Origin of the sequence: Streptomyces sp. NPDC088194, assembly GCF_040702025.1 — a bacterium.
Taxonomy (GTDB): Bacteria; Actinomycetota; Actinomycetes; order Streptomycetales; family Streptomycetaceae; genus Actinacidiphila.
In genome coordinates, this window is record NZ_JBFBIV010000018.1 from 87,030 (window position 1) to 113,154 (window position 26,125).

The following is a 26,125-nucleotide window of genomic DNA, read 5'->3' on the forward strand; positions in this document are numbered from 1 at the left end:
GTCCGGTCTCCCCGATGCGTTCAACAAGAAACGGAGTACGTGTACATGCAGGATCGCTACCGAGTCGTCACGGGGCCACCGCTGTCTCCGGCGAACGTCTCGGCCCAAGACCTCGAAGGCTTGGCTGCGGCACTCAACGCCTTGGACACCCCGGCCATCGCGGCCCTGAACGACCTCACGGTCGATATGGTGGAGCTGGCCTTCAACTCGTTGCGGCCGCGAGACCGGCAGGAGCTCCTCCGCAACCTGGGCATTCGCATGGCGGCTCCCCGACGGGTGAGCAAAGCCCTGTGCCGAGACGTCCTAACGAGAATGCGCCGCGAATCCCGGCAACACGCCTGCACGTGCGGGGTCGGCAGCCTCACAGCCACCGTGTTAGATCAACTGGTCAAGTCCGTCTTCGCACAGGCCGGAGAGGTGGTTCCCGACCCGGTGGCCCGTTGGGGCCCGACGCTCGTTCGGGCAACAGTGTTTGCGTGGTGCAACGCTACTGTCGCCGACGCGCACATTCTTACGTGGACGGCCGAGCAGGACTGGTTCGGGCTGTCGAACGACGAGATACAGGCAAGCCAACTCGCTGCAGTCGGTACCGAAGCCCGCTTGATCGTTGATGCCTACCCGGACTTCGCCCCCGGAACGCAGGAGGACGACGAACTTTCCCTTGGACGTGGCGGCGCACCCGCGAGCACCGCCGCCATAGATCCGAAAGGCACAGGCTCCGGCACTGCCACGTCCTTGCCGCCCGGAAGCCCCACCTTCGACGAAGCGGCCTCTGTGGCGTCCCCCAGCCTCCGAAGCGACGAAGAAACAGATGCAGAGGCTGCGTGCCGCCAATTGGAGTCGGCCCTCGCGCAAGCCCGGCAGGCCGCAGACAAGGTAACCCGCGCCGTCGTGGACGGTCGCCCGCCGCAGGAGGAGGACCTGGTTCCGCTCGCGGCGATCGGCGCCGTCTTCGACAGCGTTGATGCGGCATTCCACGCGGCAGGAATCGAAGGGGTGCCACGCCGCTTGGACGATCTATCCCGAGCCGCACGCGCCCATCGCGAGGCGCGCGAGCGTGATCTCCAGACGCAGGAAGGGTTGCGCGAGCTGATGGCCATCGCCTCCCGCCCGGATGGCTCGGCTGCTGCCGCTGTTGCCGCCGACGCCGTACGCGATGCGACCCGCCGCCTGCTGGAGACACAGCCCTGGGCCGAGCCGCAACGGGAGGAAAGCGCCGCGCTCGCTGCCCTGGCCCGTCTCGTCCGACTTGGCAGGCGGGCAGACGCCGCGGCGGAGATCCTTGCCCTGCAAGAGAAGGTGCTGCGGGTGCTGCCACCTGCGTGTGCCACGGCGGTGGTCCTAGCTCATGAACTGGTTATGTTTCAGGAGGACGCCGACCGTGCGCCGTCCGATCCTGAGGGGAGTGGTCCTATCGACGCTCCCGCGGACGAGAAGGCCGCAGAGCCCGCGGCCGAGCAGCTTGTCGAATCAGCGGCGGAGACTGTCGACGCCTCGCTCGAGAAGGCCCCGCCCCTTTCCGCTTCCCGCAGGAATGCAGCTCCGCCTGCCCACGCGACGGTGCACGAGCCGGTCTCCACTGGGGATACGCAAATCACACCCAGCGTCGACACCGGCAAGGTGTCCGATACGGGCTCAGAAGGTTCTGTCCCACCGCTTGTCGAACCGGCAGACCTTCTCACCATGGGGAAGTCCGTCCGGCAGATAGACGCTCCCGGAGTGGACCATACGTTTGAGGCCGCGGTGGAACAGGCCCTGGCAAAGCTCGTCGCTGACCGACGCTTCGGGCTCGCGCACCATCTCACGTTCGTCGCCGGCGGCCCAGAGCCCCAGGTAGCGGCGCTCCGCCTCGCAGGTGCCGCCGCGTTGCTCACCTCTGGTGACAGCCAGAGCGCTCGGCTGACATCGGACCTGCTCCAGGACTACGGACGCTACGCCGGCCAGGACACCGACGGCGCTGAGCTCATCTTGCTGCCTGCACTGCTGCGTACTGCACTGATCACTGGCGACCACTTGGCAGGCGCGCAACTCAAGGCACTTGTGCCTCGGCTTCCAGACCGGCTCGGGGAGGCGGCGACCGCCGTCGCCGACCGTGCCCTCAGTGGTGCCTTGATGATCGCGTCCCCCCTTGCGGCCGACACATCTCAGAACGTGGTCCGGCTGCGCGAGCTGCGCGAACATAGTCGCCTTCTGCTCACACCACAGAGGCTGCGGTTCGCACGGGCCACGGAGATCGCCAAGCGCTGGCTTGCCCCTGTCGATGGGATGCTCGGGCGGCTGCTCGCGACAGTGGCCGACGACAACCGCGACTCTCTCCAGGATGCACGGGAGCAGGCCGAACGGCTATCGAAGCTGGCCGAGATCAACAGCGAGATCGATCGTATGGACCGCAAGCACCGCGCATCCAGCGGCAAGCCGTTGCAGGGCTCGGGACGTCAGGATCTGGTGCATCTCGTGGAGCGCGCGGTCGGCCTCGTCAAAGAATGGTGCCTGGTGGTAGACGGCAGCCGCCGCAGCGGCCGTTCCGACAGTGATCGAGCCGCCAAGGAGATCTCCGCTCTGCGCCAATCTCTGCTGGACGGCAAGGAGGATGTGCTCGCCGACCTGAAGCGGCTCGCACGGAGCTCGGACGCCATATCAGCTGCGACGGCTTGGGCGGCGCACTCTTCGATGGAGGAGCTGTTCGCCCTGCTGGCCGGTGACTCTGCGGCCTCACGGTCCGACGGTCCGGTCGACCTGGAACTCGCGCTGAACGCAGAACTACTGAAGGTGTGTGACTCCATCGATGAGCGGCCTTCGCTCGACGGGCTCCTCGCCGCTGTCGACCGGAGCTGGCATGATGCCTTCGACGAACGACTCTCACATGACGCCTTCACCGCGGCACGCGCCATCATCGACCTGTCCGTGCGCGGACTGCTTCCCGCAGCGCAGGCCGTAGAGTTCGCACCGCTATCAGACACCCAGGTCGACGACCGGGAAGCCGATCGGCGCGTAGAGCTGCGCGAGAGCCACCGCACTCTCATCGCCGAACTACACCGTGCCCAGGCTGATGGTGCCGTGACCGAGGACCAGGACCTACGCCTCCAGGAGCTACTGGCCGACGCACGCGATCGCCTTGAGGGGCCCGGCGCACACGACCTGAGGGAAGTGCGTCGCGCGCTGGACACGGTACGGAGCGACCTACCAGCTTTTCGGCGGCAGGCGGCCGATCGAATCCGTGCCCGACTTGACGCCTTGGACCTCGCCACCGAAGAACGGGACCAGGTACTGCGGCGTCTGGAGACAAACGACCTGGCCACCGCTGCCGACCTCGTGTACTTCCTGGAGATCGGCGAACCGGTCCCGGAGATCGAGGGAGGAGAGTCCCACCTGCCCGACTTCTTCCCGGCCGTGCCCGACGGTCTGCCGGGAGGTATCGACGACGGCCTGGTGGCTCTGGTGCGGTCCGGTGGGAAGCACCCTTCGCTCCCTGTCCTGGACTACGGTGACCTCTCCACTGATGAGGCGGCACTCGCCGCCGATGCGCTTGAGGAGTGGCGTGTGCTGGCCGGCGCCGAACGGAACGACCGGCTTCACGTGGCTCCGACGAGACAGGTACCGCCACTTCTCAAACTCCTCGGCTACGACGCGAAGAGCGCCAGAGTGCTCGATGACGGGTCACAGCACCGCAGAGAGTACCGACTCTTCGAAGCAACCGGAGTAGAGGTCAATGGCAGAGCCAAAGCGCCCGCGTTCGGCTCCGAGATCACGGAACAGGGCGGCAATCTCAGGGTGATGATGGTCTGGGGTCGACCGCACACCAAGGTTGTCATGAGCTGGGCGGAGCGTGACACCAGCGACGCGAGCCTCCTTGTGCTCTACTTCGGCACGTTGAGTTGCGAGGCACGCCGGGAACTCGCGGTTGGTTCGGCCCGGTTGCAGTCGTTGTTGGTCGTGGACGACGCCGCTCTCGCGTATCTCGCCGCCCGTGGAAACCGACAGGTCAGCACCACCACGCAGACACTGCTCCCCTTCTCGGGCGTTAACCCTTATATCAGGGAGAAGCGCGGTCGTATCGGTGGCGAGATGTTCTACGGCCGGGAGGCTGAGCGCAAGAGCATCCTTGACCCGCGCGGCACGCAGGTGATTTACGGAGGCCGAGGGCTCGGCAAATCTGCTTTGCTCGCCGATGCCGGCGAGCGGTTCACTGAGCAGCGCCCCGGCTATAACTTGGCGGTGTACGTGAACCTCGATCAGGAGAACATCGGGAAGGGCAGTTCGTTCGGGCCAGAGACGCTGTGGAGCGTTCTGGAACGGGAACTGACCGCAGCGCAGGTACTCGACGACAGAACGCAGGGGCGCAGAAAACGACAGGAGATCTCGGAACGGGTGCGTGCCGGCATCAGGACATGGCTGGAAGGCGACTCGCGCCGCAAGCTGCTTATCCTGCTGGATGAATGCGACCAGTTCTTCGAGGCTGACGCTCCTCGCTTCGATCAGACCAAGAGACTCAAGGGCCTGGGGTCTGATACCAAAGACCGCGCCAAGGTCGTCTTCGCTGGCTTACATTCCGTGCAGCGCTTCTCCAAGCTCGCGAGTAACGGACCCTTCGGTCACCTCGCACAGACTCCGAAGGTGATCGGCCCGCTCGCTCCCCAGTCCGCGGCTGAGTTGCTGGTCGAGCCAATGCGGGCACTTGGGCTGGAATTCAAGGATCTGGATCTCGTCAACCGTGTTCTTGGTTTCTGCTCCTATCAGCCCTTCCTGCTCCAGATGTTTGGACATCGGCTGGTTGAGCTGATGCAGCGCAAGCGGGCACGGCGAGGAATCGAGGGCCCGCCATACGAGGTGGAGGTGGCCGACATCGAGGTGGTGGAATCGGACGCCGCGCTCAGGGACGGCATCTCGGCAGCCTTCAAGGACACGCTGAGTCTCGACCACCGCTACGACGTGATCGCCAATGTATTGGCCTACCACGCTCGCCATCACGGCCTGGAAGTGCGTTTGAGCGACACCGAGCTGCGCGACGAGTGTGAGACGTACTGGCGTGAGGGGTTCGAGCAGCTCGACACCGAGGGCTTTCGCGCATACCTCTCCGAGATGGTGGGACTCGGCGTCCTGGCGCCCAACCACGATGGTCTCGGCTGGCATCTTCGCGGTCCGAATGCCCTGCGCATGATCGGTACCTCCCACGAAGTGGAGGCCCGCCTGCTGAGAGCCGAACAAGACTGCGAACTGCAGGAAAGCATTGTGCAGGAGGGCCGACCGGAATTGCCGGACGGTCGACCGGCCCCGCTGACCAACACCCAGCTCGATGACCTTCTGGGAGAGCGGTCCAACCGGACCAGGATCGTTCTCGGAACCTCTGCCACCGGAGTCACCGACGTCGCCGGAGCCCTGCGTACGATCGCCGGGTCCGTCGACGGGTGGAGCCTTCCAGCGGTCGGCAGGCCCAGCGTCTACCGGCAGGAACTCACTGGGGGACGCCCTCAGGAGCGGCGTGTCGTCATCAGTGACTTCGTCAACTACCGCGACCCGGTACGTCCGGAGACCTGCCGAGAGGCGGTTGACCTCGCAGAGACCCTGCTGCCGACGACTCCTGGGGTCACCCGCGCGGCCGTCATCATCGTCAATACCGTGCAGCTACCCCTGTGGCGCAGCCTGCTGACGGGGACCGAATCCACCTCGGCCGCGCCAGTGGTGTTGCGCCGCCACGATCGCCGCAGCCTGCGCAGTTGGGCTCAGCGTGTAGACATGTTCCACACCGAGGACCGTCTCGATCTACTTCACGAGCTGACCGGCGGTTGGCCCAGCTTGGTCGGCCAAGCACACCGGTTGCACAGCGAACTGCGGGACGCAGACCAGGCCTTGCGCCGCATGACAGAGCTCCGCATGAGTCCGGCTGAGACCCGTGCCTTTGCCGAGTCGACCGGTGTGTACGAGGACCTGCTGCTCATCGCGGCGTATCGGGCCCTCGACGAGGAATTTGAGGATCGCTCGTTCGATCTGGAGAGCGCGGTGACCGCTGTGGCTCTCAAGATCGAGGATGAGGACGAGGCGCGCTGGATTGTCGATTGCCTCGACGCCCTTCAAGTGTTCGACCATGAAGACGGTCACTTGCGTCTGGAACCGCTATTGCGCCGGTGCGTGGCGCTCAAGGGATGACCGTGGGGAGGCTGGGCTGGGCCGCCCGCACGTCTTGGCAGCCAGCCCAGCCTTCCGCAAGCGGTCAAGAGACCGAGGGCCGTGGTTCTCACGCGGTGTCCGACGGTAGGGCGGGCTGCTGGAGGGCTGAACTCAAGCGGTGATTTGCCCTGGGGCCTCGATGGCGATGCGTTCGAAGGTGGCGTGGTCGTAGGCGAAGTCGGAGTCGGGGATGGGCCAGTGGATCACGATCTCGGTGATGCCGGCCTCCGCGTGGCGGCCGGCGAAGTCGACGAAGGCGTCCAGGGATTCGAAGGGGGTGGCGCGGTCGGGGGTGAAGCCGGTGAGGAGGATCTTGGGGACGCTGTCGGGGTCGCGGGCGGCGTCGCGCAGGGCGGTCGAAAGGCGGTCGACCTGGCCGCGGATGGCGTCCAGGGACTCCTTGGGGCTGCCGGTCTCGTACAGGGCGGGGTCGCCGGTGGTCACCCACGCTTGCCCGTACTTCGCGGCCAGGCTCATGCCGCGCGGGCCGGTGGCGGCGACGGCGAAGGGCAGGCGGGGGGTCTGCACGCAGCCGGGGACGTTGCGTGCCTCGACGGCGGAGTAGTAGCGGCCGTTGAAGGTGATGTCTCCCTGCACCAGGAGGCGGTCGAGGAGTTCGACGAACTCGGCGAAGCGGTCGGCTCGCTCCCTCGGCGTCCAGGGCTGCTGCCCGAGGACAGTCGCGTCGAACCCGGTCCCGCCGGCTCCGATCCCGAGCGTCACCCGGCCGCCGCTCAGGTCGTCGAGCGTCATCAACTCCTTCGCCAGCGGCACGGGATGACGGAAGTTGGGTGACGTAACGAGGGTGCCCAGCCGGATGCTGTCGGTCACGCCGGCGGCTGCGGTCAGCGTCGGGATCGCACCGAACCACGTCCGGTCCCGGAACGGCACCCGCCATGAGAGATGGTCGTAGGTGTAGGCGGTGTGGAAGCCGAGTTCCTCGGCTCCCTGCCATACCTTTCGACCCTCGGCCCAACGGTAGATCGGCAGGATCACGGTGCTCAGGCGCAGACTCATGTCCGGGAGCTTATGGCCGCCAGCACCCGTCCAGCGGTCCTTCGCGCTGCGTGGCGGGCTTGATGCCGGTAGACCTCCTACGCGTTGGTGGTCGGCCCTGTTTCGTCGAGGGCGTGGAGGTGGGTTTCGAAGTCGTGGGTGAGGCTGGTCAGGACGGCTTTGCCCTTGGCTGCTGTGGCGTGGGAGGGGTAGCCGATGACGCCGGTGTCGGTGTAGGCGCGCATGCCGTGGGTGAGGAGGAAGGGGCGGTCGGGGGCGGCGTGGTCGGGTTCGGCGTGCAGGAGGATCGAGGTCTCTATCTCGCCGGCGTGCATGTCGTCGTGGGAGTTGGTGGCCAGGCCCGCGTGTTCGCGGGCGCGGGTCCATTCGGCCGGGGTGGGGAAGAGAGTCATACGGGGTTCGGTGAGGTTGGCTTCCTGGACGACGTTGCAGGCGCGCCGAGGAGCGAACCAGGAACTCGCGGACTCGGTGGATGGCCGATCGCGAAGGGGCTTCGGCCAGCTCGATCACCAACACGGGTCCGCTCATGGCTCGGAGCGTATCCAGAGGGGATCGGCGACCCCAACGGAGCACCCGGTGTGCGCCCTTCGCAGAATCCGAGACAGAGTGCGAGGTGGTCACGGCTCGGGCTCCATGGTCCGTGCACGCGCGCCGCCGGTCAGATCCCGAAGAGGGGTGCGTCTTGTGGCGGGGTCGGAGGGTCGAGGACATCACGGAGGCGGGTGATGTCCTGGCGCCACCTCCGTCCCTCCGCAACGTCGTTCCATAGCTCGGCGAGTTCGGACAACTCGGCGACCACCTGATCCAAGGCTTCGACAGCGAGCGTCCGGAGGTCCGCAGGGAACTCGGGCAGCGGCTCCGACGGACCGTAGTTCGAGCTCGTGGGTACGCCGTCAGGATGTTGCGCGGCAACCAGGGCTGCCGCGGCAACGGCTCTCTCGGCGTCAGGGGTCTCCAGAAAGTCCGTGGCATCGGCGGCGCCTTTGAGGGCTCTGCGAATCACGGGCTCGCGTTCTTCCACGGCTGCCTCGTCCAGGTCGCCGGCGAAGTCGGCAGCGGTGTCGTTGTCGAAGGGGCCGATGTCCCAGGTGCCCATGTGATCTCCTCGCTTGGTGTTCTGGGGATCTTCGCACCGGCCACCGACAGCTGAAGCTGGCTGATGACAACGTCAACGCACGGCGGCATCGAGGTGCTGGGTGGTCGCTACGCTCACGCCATGTCTGACGATCTCGGCTTCACGTGCCCACACTGCGGCGACCACCACGCTCAGCTCCCCATGAGCTACTCGACCAAGGCTCCCGATGTCTGGGGCCCTGGCTTCGAGACCGATCCGGACAGCATGCTGTCGTCCGACCAGTGCGTGATCAAGGGCCAGCACTTCTTCATCAGGGGCCTGATCGAGATACCCGTGATCGGCAGCGAGGACGTCTTCTCGTGGGGCGTCTGGGTCTCCCTGAGCAAGGACAACTTCACCCGCGCCCTCGAAGTGTGGAACACCCCAGAGCGCGAAGCCGAGAAGCCGTACTTCGGCTGGCTCAGCACCGAACTGGCCCTCTACCCGGAGAGCACCACCAACCTGAAGACGAACGCTCACACCCGACCGGTTGGCAACCGCCCCTTCATCGAGTTGGAGCCCACCGACCACCCCCTCGCTGTCGAACAGCGCAACGGGATCACGCCTGACCGCGTACGCGAGATCGCCACTGCGGTGCTGCATCCGGCATGACCCCGCGTTGTTGACCGACTCATCCTCCGGTCCTCGGGACGACTATCAGGTCTGATGGTCTATCCGCTTGATGGCGAGCGTTAGTTCCTCGACCAGCGACTGGTGTTGACCCCGTTCGACGTGACGTGCCGGGCTCGTCAAGACCAATGTCTTCGCCTGCTCGAGAGCCTCGGAGCCCGCTCCGAGCAGTTCGCGGGTAACGATGATCGAGTCCATCACGCCGACGCCCCGAGCGCTCAGTATCTGCTGGATGACGGGCATGTCCATACCCGTCGCCAGCATGGAGCGAAGCTCGGCGACGAGTACCGAAAGGCGTGCAACTCGTTCAGGGGCGAGTCCTTTGAGAGCCATCTGTCAGGTCTCCTCGGCTGTTGGGTCGGGCTGCTCCACAGTGCCGCTCATGTTGAGGCCGGCGCTGACGGCCTGCTGGTCGTCGATCCCGATGTGGTGGATGAACGCCCAGGCGTCGAGTTGGCGACAGGCGAACACGGGATCGTATGCAGCAGAAGGCAGTTGAGGGATGCGCTTGCGGCCGGACTCGTCCAAGCGGTACGGCGCCTGGAAAGCGGTGTTCCACTGCAGGAGAGCAGGGGAAAATTGTTCCTCGGCCATGTCAGCTCTGATCCCGAGGTACGCGGCGACCTGCTCCCAGGAACTTCCACGCTCCACCTCGTAGATGATCGCCGAGACCAAGGCTCGCTCGGCCAGTTCGACGAGCTGTTGGGCCTGGCTGACTCGCCCTCCGAGGCCGGTGTCGGCATCTTGACGGGTACCCACGAGGCCGGCGGCACTGGTAGCTACGTCCTGGGCTTGATCGGAGAGCACGAGCCGGGCGAGTCCCTGGCGGGAGTACTTGGCACGGTCGTCGTCGTAGGGGGTCGACTGGCTCATGCAGTACAGCGTTCCATGACCTGCTGGCGCATCCCAGCGCGCGAACGCCCTCACCTACTCGCGTATTGGAGGCGGACGGCAGAATCAGGGGCCAGCAGGACCGTTGCGCTGCCGACGGAAGGTCGGTGTCCGAGGCGCAGCCTAGGGTACGGTCTCGTGGACGCTGCTGATCTTGACTACCGGGCCCGGACGCTTTCCGGCTGCATTCCCCCGCCCCTGGTCTCCCGCCTTCTCGAACTCGGTCATGCCGAAGAGGTCAAGTTCCAAGCCGGCCGCGGGGAGTGGTTCTGCGCGCGAGAGCAGGCGCGGCTGCTCGGCGGGCGGGCTCGGCAAGCAGAGGCTCGGGAAGTCCTCGCCCCGTACATCGCCACCGGGTGGTGGACTGCGGTCGAGGCCGCAGCAGAGCTGTTGGAGCAGTGGGGGCAGGTCGAAGTCGGGGTGATGAGGCGTTTACCCTGCTCAGCCCGCACGTTGCCGACTGGTTCCTGGCCGCCGCCCTGGTCGATGTCGCCGAGGGCACGGGTAGGGACGAGGACGTCGCCGTACTGCTGACGGATCGCATCGAGGCGGCGCCCGGCTGCGGAACCCCGGCGTGCCGCCGCCACGGCGTCGAACCCGGCAATGCTGTGGGCCTGCTCGCGACGATCCGCGAACGACAGGGCCGGGTCGACGAAGCAATCGGCCTGCTGGGCACCAGGGACACCACCTCGGTCAACGGTGGCGACCAGCTGGCCGACTTGTTGGCCCGCCACGACCGGGTCCAGGAACTGCGGACGTATGCTGCGGCCGAGTACCACGGGCATGCCGCGCAGCGCCTCGCCGAGGTACTGGAGGAGGGGGGTGACATAGAGGGTGCGATCGCGGTGTACCAGCAGCCGGGGGACTCACCGGCCCGCCGCTACCACGGGTCCGTACAGCTCGCGCAACTCCTCGTGCGCCACGGGCGAGGCGACGAAGCCCTTGCGGGCATACGCGCGCTCGCTGACTCGCCCGGCGGCGAGGAGGACTGGATCGTCGACATGCTGTGCACTCTGTGCGCAGACCAGGGCCGCGCCCAGGAGGGCCTCGCCTACCTCGACGCCCTCGCAGCGCGCCGAGGCGAGGAGAGCTGGGATTTCTTCAGAATGCGGCTCCCGCTCATGGTCGCCTGTGGCCTACGCGAGAACGCGATCGAGCGGGCACGGGCGCACCCCGAGGGAGGCACCTGGTACGCCGCCGAGTCCATCGCCGAGTTGCTGGCCGACGCCGGACGCACCGAGGAGGCCGTCGCCGTCCTCGAACGACACGCCCCTGACAGCAGCGTTCTGGCCTGGCATCTCCTCGACCTCGGTCGTGTCAAGGACGCTGTGGCGGTTCTCCAGCAGCGTGCGACGAAGTCGGCCGCGCCGCCATCGACGGGCACGCTCGCCGATGCGCCACCTATCGGAACCCCATGATGTTCCAGCTACCTCGGGGGCTCGACGCCAGACGAGACGCGTAGGCGCTACAGCGGGTTCTGCTCGATGCTGATGCGGTCCCAGTCGAAGACGCCGCTGGGTTTGGTCGACGCGCCGATGACGACTCCGGCGAAGAGGAAGCGCATCACGGCGTTGCGCCGCTCGTCCGTCATCTCTTCGGCTTCCCACGCCTTGCTCGCCTCTGGCCCGGTGAGCCCTTCTAGCAGCTTCATCGGCCGGACGACCAGGCGTCGCTGTGCCTTGGCGATGCGGTCGGTGATCTCCTTGCGCATGCCGCGGTACTCCGCTGTCGTGATCTCCTTCGTGGTCCACATCTGGTTCAGCTCGTCGAGTTGCTGCTGATCGGCTTCCACGGATCGGGAGGCCGCGTCCGGCAAGGAGGTCGAGGCGAGCTGGCCGGAGATTGTTAGCCTGCGCAGGAGGTCGATGGCCGCATCGGTGACGAAGCCCTCCAACTTCACTGCCGCGATGCGTCGTACGCACTTCTTGTCGCCGTTCCGGCTCTTGCGGGTGCACAAGTACGACGGCACAGCACCCACCTTCGTGCCGGACATGAGGGTGCCGCAGCGCCCGCACATCACCAGCCCTCGGAGCAGGTAGAAGCGGCGCAGCTCCAGGTTGGTCTGGTGGACGGCGGACCGGTACTCGCGCCGGGCACGCGTCTCCTGCCAGATGCCGGGCTCGATGATCGCGGGCCACTTGCCCGGCCCGACCTCTTCGCCCTGGTGCATGCGGATGCCGGCGACGTGCCGCGAGTCGAGGAGGGCCCGGACGGTGCCCTGGGACCACTCTTTGCCGTAGACGGTCTTGATGCCGCGCTTGTGGAGGAGAAGCGCAATGGCGCTCGGGCTCTGGCCCTTCAGGTAGCGGTCGAAGACCTCACGGACGATCTCGGCCTCGTCCTCGCGGATGGTCATGCCGTCCACCTCGTAACCGAGGCGGCGCTTGCCGGAGTGCGGGAGGCCGGTCTCGGCCCGCTCCTTCAGAGCCGACTTCAGGCGGCGCGAGGTGTCGTCCGAGGAGCGGCAGGCGTGGGCGACCTCGATGCGCAGGATGAAGCGGTCGTCGGGGTCGGAGAGGTTCCGCCGGTTGGCTTCGCCGTGGAGCAGGATCTGGTGGTCGTCCGAGACTTGAAGCAGTTCTTCGAGGTCTCGCGGCTGCCGCATCAGGCGGTCGGGGTGGTAGGCGATGATGTGCCGGAACTCGCGGCGGTGGGCACTTTCGAGGAGTTGGTCCCAGCCTGGCCGCTTGCGGTTTCGCCGCCATGCCGAGCGGCTGTTGTCCACGAAGACGTGGCTCGGGTCGATGACTAGCCCGCGGCGCTCGGCGATCTCCCGGCAGATGCGCTCCTGGCGGTCGACGCCGGTCTGGTCATCGTCGTCCGCCTGGGATATCCGGCAGTACAGAGCCGCCGGTTCACCTGGGGTTATTGTCATTTCCTGTGCCTCGTGTCGCCGCATGAACCGATTGTATGAACAAGGCTTTGGCTCGCCGAACTTCCGGCATCCGGTGACGCTCGCGAAGGAGCTGATGACGCTCGACGACGTCAGCGACGGGCGGGTGACGTTGGGGATCGGGTCCGGCGGGACCGGGTTCGACGCGCTGGTGCTGGGGCAGGAGGAGTGGTCGCCGCGCGAACGGGCGGACCGGTTCGCGGAGTTCGTGGAACTGCTCGACCGGCTGCTCACCCAGGGCGACATCACCTTCGGGGGCAGCTACTACTCCGCCGTCGAGGCGCGGAACATCCCCGGCTGCGTGCAGACGCCGCGGCTGCCGTTCGCGGTGGCGGCCACCGGACCACGGGGCATGCGGCTGGCTGCGAAGTACGGCCAGGCGTGGGTGACCACGGGTGACCCGGCGCTTTACGAGACGGGGACGCCGGAGGAGTCGCTGGCGGCGATCCGCGGCCAGATCGAGCGGCTCGGCTCGGCGCTGCGGGACGCCGCCCGCGAGCCGGCCGGCGTGCCCAAGGTGCTGCTGACCGGATTCACTCCGGACCGGGCCGCTCCGTTCAGCTCGCTGGACGCCTTCGTGGACTTCGCCGGGCGGCACGCCGAGGCCGGGATCGACGAGATCGTCGTGCACTGGCCGATCCCGGACTCCGACTTCGGCTACGACCATGCGATCTTCGAGCAGATCGCGATCGAGGCACCGGGTCAGCTCGGCTGAGCCGCCCGCCGCGCGTGCCGACCGGACCGCCACCACCGCGGCACGTGGCGGCCCGACGTCGTGCCCTGGAGCCCGGGACGGCGCCGCACCGCTCGCGTCATGGAGCGGCGGGTCGGTCGGCCAGCGCGTCCATCCGGCGGGCGGCCACCTCGCGGTCGGCGGCGGCGGCGACGAACGCCTGCACCCGGTCGGCCCCCACCAGCTCCTGTACGGCGGCGACGGTGGGCGCGGGCAGCGGCACGAGTACGGACAGGGGCGACGGGGGCGTGGACGGGGGCGCCGCCGAAGGCACGGTGCCGGCGGTGACCTCGGGCGCGGTGACCTCGGGCGCAGTGGCCTCGGGCGCGGTGGCGTCGCGCGTCGCGCCTTCCGCGCTGCTCCCGCGCCCCGCTTCCGCCCCGGACCCGGGCAACTCCTGCTCGGCCGGCGGCGTGAACGCGGCCGCGTCCCCCAGATGGCGCCGGATGTGCTCGGTGGCCCGCAACCGCATCGCTCGGGCCAGCTCGGCGTCGACGGTCTGCTGGGCGAGCGGGCGCAGCCGCCGGATGAGGTCGGTGGCCTCGGCGGCCTCCTCGTCGGTCGGCGGGTGCTGGAGGAAGCGCTGGAAGACGTACTCCGTGGTGAACTCCAGGAACCGCTCCGAGATGTGTTCGACATGGCCGCGCACCTCGCGCAGATGCCCGGTGATCGCGGCCAGCGGCACCCCTGCACGGTGCAGTTCGGCAGCGACGGCCAGCTCGCTGGGGCTCGGCGCCAGGAATTCGTCGTCATGTCCGGGCACTGCCTCCAGGACACCCAGCCGCAGCGCCTCCTCGACCGCCGTCAGGTCCATCACGCCGCCGAACGCCTCGGTCAGCTCGGCCAGCGCTATCCGGGCCGGTGCCTCGTCGGACCACGGCCGGTCCACCTCGCCGACCAGTCCGAGTACGCCGCCGAGCCCGGTGCCCGCGTCCCAGGCGGCGAGCAACTCCTTGATGCTCGCCAGCGTGTAGCCGCGCTCCAGCAGGTCGGCGATCTGCCGCAGCCGGGCCAGATGGGTGTCGTCGTAGACATTGGCCCGGCCCTGCCGCTCCGGTTTGGGCAGCAGGCCGCGGTCGGTGTACGCCCGGATCGTGCGGACCGTGGTGCCACTGAGGTGGGACAGGTCCTCGATCCGGTAGGCGCGCTGCTCTTCCGCGGTGGTCACGGACTTGCTCCTCGCTGGTCTGCTGTACGGGGGTCAGGAGGCGACGGTCGGCCCTTCCGCCGCCCCGCCGCCGGCGGACGTCCTGGGCTGGACGGCCTGCGCGGCGGGGGACACCGCCAGGTACTCCACCGCTTTGCTCAACGATCCCTCCTGTGACGGATGGTACGACCGCCGCAGGTAGCGGGGCATGGCCCCGTGCAGCGAGGCCCAGGAGGGGACCAGGCCGCGGCGGGCGGCGGCGCGGTGGTCCTTGAAGCGGTAGCGGCCCCGGTCCAGCTGCGGGTCGTGGCGCAGCAGATAGCGGGCACCGGCCACCCACAGGTAGAACAGCGTGGGCCAGGCCAGCGCCATGCCCTCGGCGCGGCGCAGGTAGCGCACCGCGCCCTTGCCGCCCGCGTGCTGGTACATGTCGAAGGCGACCGACCGGTGTTCGACCTCCTCGGCGCCGTGCCAGCGCAGCAGGTCGAGCATCACCTCGTCGCTGTCCGCGCCGTCCAGCGCGTCCGCGTCCAGAATCCAGTCGCCGAGCACCGCGGTGAAGTGCTCGATCGCGGCTATCAGCGACAGCCGGAAGCGCAGCCACTCGCGGCGCGGCACCGGCAGGCCCCACGGCGGGCGCTCACCCAGCATCACGTCGAACATCCACTCCACATGGCGGGTGTACGCCTCGGTGTCGAGTCGCTGCTCGGCCAGGTGCTCCAGCACATACGCGTGCTGGACGCTGTGGGTGGCCTCCTGGCCCATGAAGCCCTTCACGTCCTTGAGCAACCGCTCGTCCGTGACCAGGGGCAGCGCTTCCTTGAACACCTTCACGAACCACCGCTCGCCCGCGGGCAGCAGCAGATGCAGCACGTTGATGACGTGGGTCGCCGTCGGCTCGCCCGGAATCCAGTGCAGCGGGGTCTGCTTCCAGTCGAACGTGACCCGACGGGGCTTGATCGCGTGGCTCACGGGTGTGGCCTCCTTACGGGGTTCTGCGGGTGGGGATCGGGACGGACGAGGACGGCGACGTGGGCAGGGGCCCGGCCGGGCTGACGGGCAGCCGGCTACATCGGCGGATCGACCCGGGCGAGCGCGCGCAGCGCGCCCGGGGACATCCGCGACAGCAGCCGCGCACCGCGCGCCTCGGGTGTGACCGGGACGACCGCGGTGTCCCGGCGCACCGCGCGCACCACGGCTCGGGCGACCTTCTCCGGCGGGTAGTTGCGCAAGGCGTACAGCTTGGCGCTCTTGGCGCGGCGCCGCTCCTGCTCCTCGTCGCTGACGCCCGCGTGCCGTGCGCTGCCGGTGATCGCGGTGTTGACCAGGCCGGGGCAGATCGCGCTCACCCCGATGCCGTGCGGGGCGAGTTCGGCCCGCAGGCACTCGCTGAGCATCAGCACGGCGGCCTTCGAGGTGCTGTACGCGGGCAGGGCGCGGGAGGGCTGGAAGGCGGCGGCCGACGCGGTGTTGACGATGTGGCCCCCCTGGCCGCGCTCGGCCATCTGGCGGCCGAAGAGCCGGCAGCCGTGGATGACGCCCCACAAGTTGACGTCAAGTACCTGCTTCCAGTCCTCCGGGGTGGTGTCGAGGAAGGCGCCGGCCAGCCCGATTCCCGCGTTGTTGACCACCACGTCGGGCACTCCGCGCAGGTCGGCGGTGCGGGCGGCGAACTTCTCCATCGCGTCGGCGTCCGCGACGTCGACCACCTCGGGCCAGGCGTCGGGCGCGCCGGCCCGGCGGGCGGCCGCCGCGGTCGAGGCGGCGCCCTCCGCGTCCCGGTCCACCGCGACCACCCGTGCACCGGCCTCGGCGAAGGCGAGCGCGGTCGCCTTCCCGATGCCGCTGCCGGCGCCCGTGACCACCACCAGTTGCCCGGCGAACCGCTCGCGTGCGGCCGGCAGGCCCCGGCCGAGCACGGTCCGCACGGCGGGGCCCGGTCCAGCGTCGTCGAGAGCGGCCTCACCCTCGGTGGCGGCCACGAAATCCGTGATCCAGCGGGCCAGTTGGTCCGGCCGGGACCGCGGCACCCAGTGCTTGGCCGGCAGGGTGCGGCGGGTCAGCTGAGGCACCCAGCGGTCGAGGTCGTCGTAGAGCCGCTCGGACAGGAAGGCGTCGCGGGTGGGGGTGATCAGCAGGACCGGGATGTGGGCGACGGGGTCGGGGCGCGGGTGGCCGAGCCGGCGCCGGATGTTGTCGCGGTAGAGCCAGGCGCCGTGCGCGGCGTCCTGCATGAGGGAGGCGGTCGGATAGCCGTCGGAGGGGACCTTCTCGGCCCGGGCGAGCATCTTCGGCCATTGCTTGCCGAGCGGTCCCCGCCAGGCCAGCTCGGGCAGCACGGGGGTGTGCAGGGCGCCGACGTACCACGACTTGGCTCCCTGGCCGAGGAGTTGGGCGACGCGGCGCGGGGTGGGGCGGTGCAGGCGGCGGTTGATCCAGTGGCCGAAGTGGTCGAGGCTCGGGCCGGAGATCGAGGTGAAGGAGGCGATCCGGCCCTCGGCGGCGGGCACGGTGGCGAACTCCCAGCCCTGCACGGAGCCCCAGTCGTGGCCGACCAGGTGCACCGGGCGGTCCGGGCTGACCGCACGGACGACCGCGAGGAAGTCCTCGGTCAGCTTCTCCAGGGTGAAGCCGCCCCTGAGCGGGCTCGGAGCGGAGGAGCGGCCATGCCCCCGCACGTCGTAGCTCACCACGTGGAAGCGGTCGGAGAGCCGCTCGGCGACCGGCGACCAGACCTCCTTGCTGTCCGGATAGCCGTGCACCAGCACCACGGTCGGCGGGGCGCCGGGCGCGGCGGCCACACCGCGCTCGGTCACGCACAGCCGCACGCCGCCGGCGCCGGTCACGAACCGCTCCCGCACCGGACCGCCCGCCTGCTCGGCGCCGTCCGACTCCGTGTCAAGGCCCGCGTCCGCGTCAGCGCCCGCTGCCCGGCCCGCGTCCTCCGCGCCGCTCCCGCCGTCCGTCCCGCCCGTTCCGTCCGTCCCACCCATGCCGTCCACGCCGTCACCGCCCCCAGCACCGATCAACACTGTCAGTGATCAATGTGACATCGACCGATGGCAGCGTCAAGACCTCGGACCCCGACCCGTAGGCACTTTCATCCGATCGGGTGCCGACCCCTACGGGTGGTCAGCCGTGAGTCGTACACGAAGCACCGCCCCGCGGGCGACGCGGGGGCCTTGCGTTTACCACTACGGTCGAGCCGTGACTGTGATCGCTACCGAGAGCCTGAGCAAGCGGTACCCGAGGGTGACCGCGCTCGACCGGCTGACCGTGGACATCACGCCCGGTGTGACCGGGCTGGTGGGCGCCAACGGAGCCGGCAAGTCGACCCTGATCAAGATCCTGCTGGGACTCGCCCCGGCCTCCGAGGGCCGTGCCACCGTGCTCGGCCGCGACGTGGCCACGGACGGTGCCGAGATCAGGGCCCTGGTGGGCTACATGCCCGAGCACGACTGCCTCCCGCCGGACGTCTCGGCGACCGAGTTCGTGGTGCACATGGCCCGCATGTCGGGCCTGCCGCCCACCGCGGCCCGCGAACGCACCGCCGACACGCTGCGGCACGTCGGCCTGTACGAGGAGCGCTACCGCCCGATGGGCGGCTACTCCACAGGCATGAAGCAGCGCGTCAAACTCGCCCAGGCGCTGGTGCACGACCCCGAGCTGGTGCTGCTCGACGAGCCGACCAACGGCCTCGACCCGGTCGGCCGCGACGACATGCTCGGCCTGATCCGCCGCGTGCACAGCGATTTCGGCATCTCGGTGCTCGTCACCTCGCACCTGCTCGGGGAGTTGGAGCGCACCAGCGACCACATCGTCGTCATCGACGGCGGCAAGCTGCTGCGGGCGTCGTCCACCAGCGACTTCACCCAGACCACCGGCTCTCTCGCCGTCGAGGTCACCGATCGCGAGGACGACCTGCTCGCCGCGCTGACCGGCGCGGGGCTGACCGCCCAGGGCGCCGGCCACCTGCTGATGGTCGACATCGCGGGCGACGAGACGTACGACACCGTCCGCGACGCGGTGGCAGTCCTCGGCGTCGGCCTGGTCCGCATGGAACAGCGCCGCCACCGGATCGCCGAACTCTTCGCGGACACGGACGCCGCCACCGACACCGACGCGCACGCACCCGTCCCCGCGGGCACAGGAAGGAACGCCCGGTGACCCAGCCCGACCTGACGCCCACGGACGTCATCCACGACATCGGCTACCGGTCGTACGACGGGCCCCGCCTCGGCCGCGCCTACGCCCGCAAGTCGCTCTACGTGCAGAGCCTGCGCGGCGCGTACGGCCTCGGCCGCAGCGCCAAGTCCAAGGTGCTGCCGATGCTGCTGCTCGGCGTGATGTGCCTGCCGGCACTGATCCTCGTCGCGGTCACGATCGTCACGAACCGCAACGACCTGCCGCTCCAGTACACCCGCTACGCGATCGTGCTCCAGGCGGTCATCACGCTCTTCGTCGCCTCCCAGGCACCCCAGGCCGTCTCGCGCGACCTGCGCTTCAAGACCACCCCGCTGTACTTCTCGCGGCCGATCGAGGCCGTCGACTACGTGGCCGCGAAGTTCGCCGCGCTGGCCTCGGCGCTGTTCCTGCTGACCGCGCTCCCCCTGCTGATCCTCTACATCGGCGCGCTGCTGGCGAAGCTCAGCTTCGGCCACCAGACCGCCGGGTTTGCGAAGGGCCTGGTGTCCATAGCCGTCCTGTCCCTGCTGTTCGCCGGCATCGGGCTGGTGATCGCGGCCGTCACCCCGCGCCGGGGCTTCGGAGTCGCCGCGGTGATCACCCTGTTCGTGATCACCTACGGCGCCGTCTCCGCGGTGCAGGGCGTCGCGTTCAACCAGGAGAAGTGGCACGTCATCGGCTGGCTCGGGCTGTTCTCGCCGATCACCCTGATCGACGGCTTCCAGACCTGGTTCCTGGACGCCACCTCCGCCTTCCCGCATGCGGCGGGACCGCCCGACGCGGTGGCCGGGATCGCGTATCTGCTGGTCATCATGGCGATCCTGGCGGGCAGCTTCGGGCTGCTGATGCGCCGCTACCAGAAAGCGGGCCTTTCATGACCACCATCGGCATCAACACGGTCTCCCGCTGGTTCGGCAACGTGGTGGCGGTCAACGACATCACCATGACCATCGGCCCGGGCGTCACCGGACTGCTGGGCCCCAACGGCGCGGGCAAGTCCACGCTCATCAACATGATGGCCGGCTTCCTCGCCCCCTCCGGCGGCAGCGTCACCCTCGACGGCGCCGTCATCTGGCGCAACGAGCAGGCGTACCGCGAGATCGGCATCGTGCCCGAACGCGAGTCGATGTACGACTTCCTGACCGCACGCGAGTTCGTCGTCGCCAACGCCGAACTGCACGGCCTGGCCGACCCCGGCGCCGCCGCCCAGCGCGCCCTGGCCACGGTGGAGATGGAGTACGCCCAGGACCGGCGGATCGAGACCTACAGCAAGGGCATGAGGCAGCGCGCCAAGATGGCGTCGGCGCTGGTGCACGACCCGTCGGTGCTGCTGCTCGACGAGCCGTTCAACGGCATGGACCCGCGCCAGCGGCTGCACCTGATGGACCTGCTGCGCGCCATGGGCGCGGACGGCAGGACCGTGCTGTTCTCCTCGCACATCCTGGAGGAGGTCGAGCAACTCGCCCACCACATCGAGGTCGTGGTGGCCGGACGGCACGCCGCCTCCGGCGACTTCCGCAAGATCCGCCGGCTGATGACCGACCGCCCGCACCGCTACCTCGTACGCTCCAGCGACGACCGCGCGCTCGCCTCCGCGCTCATCGCGCACGGCTCCACCGCGGGCATCGAACTGGACCGCACCGAGCGGGCCCTGCGCATCCAGGCGATCGACTTCGCCGGCTTCACCGAGTACCTGCCGAGGATCGCCCGCGACCACGGCATCCGGCTGTACGCGGTCTCGCCGTCCGACGAGTCGTTGGAAAGCGTGTTTTCCTACCTGGTCACGGCGTAAGGAGCGACCGACATGTCCACCACCTCCGCGCTCCCCGACGCGCCCGCCGCCAAGCCGGCGGCCCCCCGCACCGGCGGTCCGGTGTTCTACCACCCCACCGTGGCCAGGCTCACCTACCGCGCGCTGCTCGGCCGCCGCCGCGCCCTGCTGCTGTTCGGGCTGCCCGCGCTGCTGCTGGTCATCTGCGCCGCCGTGCGCGCCCTGGCCGGCGCCGACGACGGCACCGCCAACGACATACTCCAGGGCTTCGCGCTCAGCTCCATGCTGCCGCTGCTCGGCGTCATCGCCGGCACCGGCGCGATCGGCCCCGAGATCGACGACGGTGCCATCGTCTACCTGCTCGCCAAGCCGATCAGGCGCTCCACGATCATCTGCACCAAGCTGCTCGTCGCCATCGGCGTCACCCTCGTCTTCTCCGCGATCCCCACCCTGCTCGCGGGTTACCTGCTCAACGCCAACGGCCAGAACATCGCGGTGGCCTACGGCATCGCCACCGCGGTCGCGTCCGTCGCCTACTCGGCGATCTTCCTGCTGCTCGGGGTGTTCACCCGGCACGCGGTCGTCGTCGGCCTGGTCTACGCGCTGGTGTGGGAGACGGTGATCGGCAACCTCGTGTCCGGCGCCCAGACGCTCAGCGTGCAGCAGTGGGCGCTCGCTGTCGGGGCGAAGGCCGCGCACGGCGACCTGGTCAGCTCGGCGGTGTCGCTGCCGACCGGGATCATCCTGCTGATCGTGGTCACGGTCGCCGCCACCTGGTACGCGGCGCGCCGGCTGAGCACCCTGAAGCCGGTGGGCGACGAGTAAGGCGCCGAACGCACCCGCCCTGCCAGTGCGTCCATCCGGCGGCTCACAGCGAACCGTCCGAGACTGGAGGGGATGGCCCAGGACTCCTCGCACAGCACCCCGCCGCCTCAGCGCCGCGCCGCCGGATCGGTCGCCCCGTGCCACCGGGTCACACCCGGCGACGCGGGGCGCGCTGCTGTCGCCTGGGTCCGCTCCACCCCGGGCACGCACATCTGGCTGCTGATCATCCTGCTCACCAGCGGGATCGCCGCGCTGCTGCCGGCGGACGTGCGCTCGCACGTACTCCACCAGGTCAGCACCAACCTGGTGGAGCTGCGGGCGCACCCGATCAGGGTGCTGATCGCCAGCGCGCTGTGGATACAGAGCCCGTCCGGTCTCGCCGTGTACGTGGTGCTCTTCGAGGTGGTGCACGCCACCGCGGAACGCTGGCTCGGCACCGCGCGCTGGCTGGCGACCGCAGCCTTCGCGCACGTGGGCGCCACCCTGCTCAGCCAGAAGGCGGTCTTCCTCGACATCCGGGACAACCGCCTGCCGCACTCCCTGGCGTACACCGTGGACATCGGGGTCAGCTACGGCCTCGCCGGGGTCGCCGGGGTCCTCACCTACCGGCTGCCGCGCCGCGTCCGCCGGCTCTACGCGGTGGCGCTGCTCGGCTTCTTCGGCTACCGCCTGGTGGCCGGTGACACCTTCACCGACCTCGGCCACTTCACGGCGGTGCTGATCGGCCTGTGCTGCTACGCCCTGACGCCGCTGCCGCCCACCCCTGCCGCGCACGCTCCGGTATCCGACGGCGGTACGGCCGACGGCGGTACGACCGACGGCGGTACGGCCGACGGAAGGGCGGCCGGGTGGGAGGACGGCCGCCGGGACCGCCGGTAGGCCCTCCCGGCAATCCCCCTGCGTACGGACCCGAGCCGCGTGCCTCAGGAGGCGGCGGCGCCCATGAGCCGCTCCAGAACCACCGCGATGCCGTCCTCGTCGTTGGAGAGCGTGATCTCGTCGGCCACGGCCTTGAGGTCGGGGTGGGCGTTGGCCATCGCCACGCTGTGCCCGGCCCAGCGGAACATCGGCACGTCGTTGGGCATGTCGCCGAAGGCGATGGTCTGCGCCGCGGTGACGCCCAGCCGCCGGGCGGCCAGCGACAGCCCGGTCGCCTTGGTGAGACCGAGCGGCAGCAGTTCCACGATGCCCTGGCCGGCCATGACGACGCCCACCATGTCGCCGGCGACCGCGCGGGCCGCCTCGGCGAGCGCGTCGTCGTCGAGTTCGTGGTGCTGGATGTAGAGCTTGTTGATGGGCTCGGCCCACAGCACGTCGGTGCCGGTCATGTGGATGACCGGGAGTTCGGGGTTGTAGATGTACCCGTTGCCGACCAGCACCTCGCCGTCGAGGCCGTCCCGGCTGGCCGCCAGGGCGACCGGGCCGACCTCCGCCTCGATCTTGGCCAGTGCCACCGCGGCGAGCTTGCGGTCCAGCGTCACGGAGGTGAGCAGCCGGCCCGTGCCCGCGTCGTACACCTGCGCGCCCTGGCCGCAGACGGCGAGCCCCTGGTAGCCGAGGTCGTCCAGGACATGCCGCGTCCAGGGCACCGAGCGGCCGGTGACGATGATGTGTGCCGCGCCCGCGGCGGTCACCGCGGCGAGCGCGGCGCGGGACCGCCGCGAGACGGTGCCGTCCTCGCGCAGCAGGGTGCCGTCCAGGTCGGTGGCGACCAGCTGGTACGGCAGCGGCCCCGTGGCGGAGCCGCCGGCCGTACCCGGCTCGGAGGCGGTCACTTGGCGGCGGGGTTCGCGCCGGTGGCCGGGGGTTCCAGGATGTCGCGCCCGCCCAGGTACGGCCGCAGGACCTCGGGCACCCGGACCGAGCCGTCGGCCTGCTGGTGGTTCTCCAGCAGGGCGACGATGGTGCGGGTCACCGCGCACAGGGTGCCGTTGAGGGTGGCCAGCGGCCGGGTGCCGTCGCTGTCGCGCATCCGGATGCCGAGCCGCCGGGCCTGGAACTGCGTGGTGTTGGAGGTGGAGGTCAGCTCGCGGTACTTGCCCTGGGTCGGAATCCACGCCTCGCAGTCGAACTTGCGCGACGCCGAGGAGCCCAGGTCGCCCGAGGCCAGCTCGATCACCTGGAACGGAAGCTCCAGCGACGTCAGCCACTGCTTCTCCCACGCCAGCAACCGCTGGTGCTCGGCCTCGGCCTCCTCCGGCGTGGTGTAGACGAACATCTCGACCTTGTCGAACTGGTGCACCCGGAAGATGCCGCGGGTGTCCTTGCCGTACGAGCCGGCCTCCCGCCGGTAGCAGGCGGAGAAGCCCGCGTAGCGCAGCGGCAGCCTGGACGCCTCGATGATCTCGTCCATGTGGTAGGCGGCGAGCGGGACCTCGGAGGTGCCGACCAGGTAGAGGTCGTCCTTCTCCAGGTAGTACACGTCGTCCTCGACCTGGCCCAGGTAACCGGTGCCCGCCATGGCGGCGGGCCTTACCAGGTTCGGGGTGAGCACCGGGGTGAAGCCCGCGGCGGTGGCCTGCGCGATGGCGGCGTTGACCAGGGCCAGCTCCAGCAGCGCGCCGATGCCGGTGAGGTAGTAGAAGCGCGAGCCGGACACCTTGGCACCGCGGTCGGTGTCGATGGCGCCGAGCAGCTCGCCCAGCTCCAGGTGGTCCTTGGGGGTGAAGCCCTCGGCGGAGAAGTCCCGGGGGGTGCCGACGGTCTCGATGACGACGAAGTCCTCCTCGCCGCCGATCGGGACATCCGGGTGCACCACGTTGCCCAGGCGCAGCAGAAGCTGCTGGGCCTGCTCGGCGGCCTCCTGCTGCTCGGCGTCCGCGGACTTGACCGAGTCGGCCAGTTCCTTGGTGCGCTTGAGCAGCTCGGCCCGCTCGTCGCCCTGCGCCTTGGAGACCAGCCGGCCGAGTTGCCTCTGCTCGGCGCGCAGCTCGTCGAAGCGGGTACTGGAGGACCTGCGCCGCTCGTCGGCGGAGAGCAGCGCGTCGACGAGCGCGACGTCCTCTCCACGGGCGCGCTGCGAGGCGCGCACTCGGTCGGGGTCCTCACGAAGCAGACGAAGGTCAATCACGGTCCACAGGCTACCGGGCGGCGGTCGGATGCGGCGACAACTTAAAGGCGTAATGCGAGCAATGTCCGGTTCGCTGGAAAAGCGAAAGAAAGGAGAGAAGGTGGCGATAACGTCGTTCGTCAACGCAATTCCGACCATCCCTCCCCGGGGTCAGCCGGCCTGTGGAGAACCGGAGTTGATCCACAGCGAAGGGTGGCGCCAGGGGCCTTCCCGGCCCCTCTCGGGCCGAGTTATCCACAGGGAGTGGGGAAATCCCGGCCGGTTGTCCACAGGGTGTGGGGAAGATCTGTGGAGAAGTGGCGAGATCATTTCCCGGGCTCTGTGTTCGGCTATGGATTCCCCGCGCAAACCCGTTCCACACTCCCTTTCGAGTGAGATGCGTTCCCCCGGGAGGATGGCGAGGGGGATTTGGGGTGACGCGGGGTGAGGTGTCGTACTCCGGGGCGACCTGGTGTCTGTGTACCAATTTGTCGACTTGGTCGGCTTCCTCTGTCGACTTGTCCCCAGTTACCCACAGGCCGTGCGCCGAGCCTGTGGATAACTCGGTGGACAACTCGCAAGATGGCTGGTGGGCAAAGCCAAGGCGAACGCCAGGTGACCGGGTCGGCGGTCACCTTCCGTCATGTCAGGGCCTGGGTTTTGGCGGTGGGCCTGCCTCAGGCGCGCCCGTCGAGCGCCCGGTTCAGCCAGTCCGCGGCCTTGCTGAACTCCTCGTCGCTCGCGCCGCGGCGTACCTCCGGCGCGATCTCGTCGGCCCGCGGGTACGACCCGAGCAGCCGCACCTTCAGGCAGCGCCGGTGCAGCCCGAGCAGCGTCTCGCTCACCCGCCGGTCGGTCAGGTGGCCCTCGGCGTCCACCGAGAAGCAGTACTGCCCCAGGCCCTCACCGGTCGGCCGGGACTCGATCCGCATCAGGTTCACCCCGCGGATCGCGAACTCCTGGAGCAGGTCGAGCAGCGCGCCGGGGTGGTCGTCGCGCAGCCAGAACACCGCCGACGTCTTGTCCGCGCCGGTGGGCGCCGCCAGCCGGGCCGGCTTGCCGACCAGCACGAAGCGCGTGGTCGCGTTCGAGGCGTCGTGGATCTCGGTGGCCAGCGGTTCGAGGCCGTACGTCGGGGCGGCGAACTCGCCGGCGAAGGCGCCGTCGTAGCGGGACTCCTGGACCAGCCGGGCGCCGTCCGCGTTCGAGGCCGCCGACTCCCACACCGCGTCCGGAAGGTGCTTCGACAGCCACTGCCTGACCTGCACCTGGGCGGCCGGGTGGCCGGTCACCGTCTTCACGTCCGACAGCTTCGTGCCCGGCCGGACCAGCAGGGCGAACGCGATCGGCAGCAGCACCTCGCGGTAGATCATCAGCGGGGCGCCGAACGCCAGCTCGTCGAGGGTGGTGGTGATGCCGCCCTCCACCGAGTTCTCGATCGGCACCAGCGCGCCGCCCGCCTCACCGGTGCGTACCGCGTCCAGCGCGGCGGCCACCGACACCATCGGGACCAGCTCGCGGGTGGCGGACTCGGGCAGCGTGCGCAGCGCCGCCTCGGTGAAGGTGCCCTCAGGTCCCAGATACGTGTAACGGCTCGCCGGCGACATGAGTTCAGCCTAACGGCCCACACGGGCGGCCCCGTCCGTCTCGTAAGCTTGTTCGCAAGGCCCCGCACGAACGTACGAGACGCGCGACCGCCCAGCGC

Annotated in this window: 20 protein-coding genes and 1 pseudogene; 9 read left to right on the forward strand and 12 right to left on the reverse strand. The window is 69.2% G+C overall.

Annotated features, from left to right (window positions below):
* Positions 1–45: 45 nt before the first annotated feature.
* Positions 46–6,144, forward strand: coding sequence for a hypothetical protein (locus tag AB0399_RS12725; protein WP_366411258.1), 6,099 nt, complete (start codon positions 46–48; stop codon positions 6,142–6,144).
* A 132-nt stretch (positions 6,145–6,276) separates the two neighbouring features.
* Here the strand turns inward: AB0399_RS12725 and AB0399_RS12730 are convergent, their stop codons facing one another.
* The 3 genes from AB0399_RS12730 to AB0399_RS12740 form a co-directional block, all read right to left on the reverse strand.
* Positions 6,277–7,182, reverse strand: a complete 906-nt coding sequence (locus AB0399_RS12730; RefSeq protein WP_366411259.1) for an LLM class flavin-dependent oxidoreductase — start codon at positions 7,180–7,182, stop codon at positions 6,277–6,279.
* 77 nt (positions 7,183–7,259) lie between these two features.
* Positions 7,260–7,574 (reverse strand): creatininase family protein, encoded by a 315-nt coding sequence (locus AB0399_RS12735; protein WP_366411260.1) that lies wholly within the window; start codon positions 7,572–7,574, stop codon positions 7,260–7,262.
* Positions 7,575–7,840: 266 nt separating this feature from the next.
* The gene (locus AB0399_RS12740; RefSeq protein ID WP_366411261.1) at positions 7,841–8,278 is read right to left on the reverse strand and encodes a DUF4259 domain-containing protein; all 438 of its coding nucleotides are present in this window, start codon (positions 8,276–8,278) and stop codon (positions 7,841–7,843) included.
* 180 nt (positions 8,279–8,458) lie between these two features.
* Between AB0399_RS12740 and AB0399_RS12745 the strand changes: the two genes are divergently transcribed.
* Positions 8,459–8,908, forward strand: a complete 450-nt coding sequence (locus AB0399_RS12745; RefSeq protein WP_366411262.1) for a DUF2199 domain-containing protein — start codon at positions 8,459–8,461, stop codon at positions 8,906–8,908.
* 45 nt (positions 8,909–8,953) lie between these two features.
* On the opposite strand, the gene AB0399_RS12750 is transcribed toward AB0399_RS12745, so the two are convergent.
* Positions 8,954–9,259: a hypothetical protein gene (locus AB0399_RS12750; protein WP_366411263.1), complete on the reverse strand. Its 306-nt coding sequence runs from the start codon at positions 9,257–9,259 to the stop codon at positions 8,954–8,956.
* A 3-nt stretch (positions 9,260–9,262) separates the two neighbouring features.
* On the reverse strand, positions 9,263–9,799 hold the full coding sequence (locus tag AB0399_RS12755) for a hypothetical protein (RefSeq protein ID WP_366411264.1): 537 nt from the start codon (positions 9,797–9,799) through the stop codon (positions 9,263–9,265).
* 416 nt (positions 9,800–10,215) lie between these two features.
* Between AB0399_RS12755 and AB0399_RS12760 the strand changes: the two genes are divergently transcribed.
* A complete protein-coding gene (locus AB0399_RS12760; protein WP_366411265.1) occupies positions 10,216–11,235 on the forward strand; it encodes a hypothetical protein in 1,020 nt (339 codons plus the stop codon).
* Between the two features lie 47 nt (positions 11,236–11,282).
* Here the strand turns inward: AB0399_RS12760 and AB0399_RS12765 are convergent, their stop codons facing one another.
* Complete coding sequence (locus AB0399_RS12765; protein WP_366411266.1) at positions 11,283–12,692, reverse strand: recombinase family protein; 1,410 nt, start codon at positions 12,690–12,692, stop codon at positions 11,283–11,285.
* Between the two features lie 52 nt (positions 12,693–12,744).
* Between AB0399_RS12765 and AB0399_RS12770 the strand changes: the two are divergent.
* Positions 12,745–13,425: pseudogene (locus AB0399_RS12770) on the forward strand (LLM class flavin-dependent oxidoreductase); the annotation flags it as partial.
* A 97-nt stretch (positions 13,426–13,522) separates the two neighbouring features.
* Here the strand turns inward: AB0399_RS12770 and AB0399_RS12775 are convergent.
* The 3 genes from AB0399_RS12775 to AB0399_RS12785 form a co-directional block, all read right to left on the reverse strand.
* A complete protein-coding gene (locus tag AB0399_RS12775) occupies positions 13,523–14,611 on the reverse strand; it encodes a MerR family transcriptional regulator (RefSeq protein WP_366411267.1) in 1,089 nt (362 codons plus the stop codon).
* A gap of 33 nt (positions 14,612–14,644) precedes the next feature.
* Positions 14,645–15,562: a metal-dependent hydrolase gene (locus AB0399_RS12780; RefSeq protein ID WP_366411268.1), complete on the reverse strand. Its 918-nt coding sequence runs from the start codon at positions 15,560–15,562 to the stop codon at positions 14,645–14,647.
* Between the two features lie 95 nt (positions 15,563–15,657).
* Positions 15,658–17,583 carry an SDR family oxidoreductase gene (locus AB0399_RS12785; protein ID WP_366411279.1) on the reverse strand — a complete coding sequence of 642 codons (1,926 nt, stop codon included), beginning with the start codon at positions 17,581–17,583 and terminating at the stop codon, positions 15,658–15,660.
* A gap of 214 nt (positions 17,584–17,797) precedes the next feature.
* On the opposite strand from AB0399_RS12785, the gene AB0399_RS12790 reads away from it, so the two are divergent.
* From AB0399_RS12790 to AB0399_RS12810, 5 genes are all read left to right on the forward strand, one after another.
* On the forward strand, positions 17,798–18,757 hold the full coding sequence (locus AB0399_RS12790; RefSeq protein ID WP_329367074.1) for an ABC transporter ATP-binding protein: 960 nt from the start codon (positions 17,798–17,800) through the stop codon (positions 18,755–18,757).
* The gene (locus AB0399_RS12795) at positions 18,754–19,653 is read left to right on the forward strand and encodes an ABC transporter permease (protein WP_329367076.1); all 900 of its coding nucleotides are present in this window, start codon (positions 18,754–18,756) and stop codon (positions 19,651–19,653) included. The genes AB0399_RS12790 and AB0399_RS12795 overlap by 4 nt, the downstream gene beginning before the upstream one ends.
* Entirely contained in the window at positions 19,650–20,567 is a 918-nt protein-coding gene (locus tag AB0399_RS12800; RefSeq protein WP_329367079.1) for an ABC transporter ATP-binding protein, read from the forward strand. Before AB0399_RS12795 ends, AB0399_RS12800 begins: the two co-directional genes overlap by 4 nt.
* Before the next feature lie 12 nt (positions 20,568–20,579).
* Positions 20,580–21,371 (forward strand): ABC transporter permease, encoded by a 792-nt coding sequence (locus AB0399_RS12805; protein WP_329367081.1) that lies wholly within the window; start codon positions 20,580–20,582, stop codon positions 21,369–21,371.
* A 72-nt stretch (positions 21,372–21,443) separates the two neighbouring features.
* Positions 21,444–22,250, forward strand: a complete 807-nt coding sequence (locus tag AB0399_RS12810) for a rhomboid-like protein (RefSeq protein WP_366411269.1) — start codon at positions 21,444–21,446, stop codon at positions 22,248–22,250.
* A gap of 44 nt (positions 22,251–22,294) precedes the next feature.
* Here AB0399_RS12810 and AB0399_RS12815 read toward each other — a convergent pair whose 3' ends face one another.
* From AB0399_RS12815 to pheA, 3 genes are all read right to left on the reverse strand, one after another.
* Entirely contained in the window at positions 22,295–23,146 is an 852-nt protein-coding gene (locus AB0399_RS12815; protein ID WP_329367085.1) for an HAD family hydrolase, read from the reverse strand.
* A complete protein-coding gene (gene serS, locus AB0399_RS12820; protein ID WP_366411270.1) occupies positions 23,143–24,441 on the reverse strand; it encodes a serine--tRNA ligase in 1,299 nt (432 codons plus the stop codon). Before serS ends, AB0399_RS12815 begins: the two co-directional genes overlap by 4 nt.
* Before the next feature lie 656 nt (positions 24,442–25,097).
* Positions 25,098–26,027 carry a prephenate dehydratase gene (gene pheA / locus AB0399_RS12825; protein WP_329367089.1) on the reverse strand — a complete coding sequence of 310 codons (930 nt, stop codon included), beginning with the start codon at positions 26,025–26,027 and terminating at the stop codon, positions 25,098–25,100.
* Between the last annotated feature and the right edge of the window lie 98 nt (positions 26,028–26,125).

Coding starts and splice junctions, on each gene's coding strand:
- AB0399_RS12725 (WP_366411258.1), top strand. CDS start 46: ATGCAGGATCGCTACCGAGTCGTCACGGGGCCACCGCTGTCTCCGGCG.
- AB0399_RS12730 (WP_366411259.1), bottom strand. CDS start 7,182: ATGAGTCTGCGCCTGAGCACCGTGATCCTGCCGATCTACCGTTGGGCC.
- AB0399_RS12735 (WP_366411260.1), bottom strand. CDS start 7,574: ATGACTCTCTTCCCCACCCCGGCCGAATGGACCCGCGCCCGCGAACAC.
- AB0399_RS12740 (WP_366411261.1), bottom strand. CDS start 8,278: ATGGGCACCTGGGACATCGGCCCCTTCGACAACGACACCGCTGCCGAC.
- AB0399_RS12745 (WP_366411262.1), top strand. CDS start 8,459: ATGAGCTACTCGACCAAGGCTCCCGATGTCTGGGGCCCTGGCTTCGAG.
- AB0399_RS12750 (WP_366411263.1), bottom strand. CDS start 9,259: ATGGCTCTCAAAGGACTCGCCCCTGAACGAGTTGCACGCCTTTCGGTA.
- AB0399_RS12755 (WP_366411264.1), bottom strand. CDS start 9,799: ATGAGCCAGTCGACCCCCTACGACGACGACCGTGCCAAGTACTCCCGC.
- AB0399_RS12765 (WP_366411266.1), bottom strand. CDS start 12,692: ATGACAATAACCCCAGGTGAACCGGCGGCTCTGTACTGCCGGATATCC.
- AB0399_RS12785 (WP_366411279.1), bottom strand. CDS start 17,583: ATGGGTGGGACGGACGGAACGGGCGGGACGGACGGCGGGAGCGGCGCG.
- AB0399_RS12800 (WP_329367079.1), top strand. CDS start 19,650: ATGACCACCATCGGCATCAACACGGTCTCCCGCTGGTTCGGCAACGTG.
- AB0399_RS12805 (WP_329367081.1), top strand. CDS start 20,580: ATGTCCACCACCTCCGCGCTCCCCGACGCGCCCGCCGCCAAGCCGGCG.
- AB0399_RS12810 (WP_366411269.1), top strand. CDS start 21,444: ATGGCCCAGGACTCCTCGCACAGCACCCCGCCGCCTCAGCGCCGCGCC.
- pheA (WP_329367089.1), bottom strand. CDS start 26,027: ATGTCGCCGGCGAGCCGTTACACGTATCTGGGACCTGAGGGCACCTTC.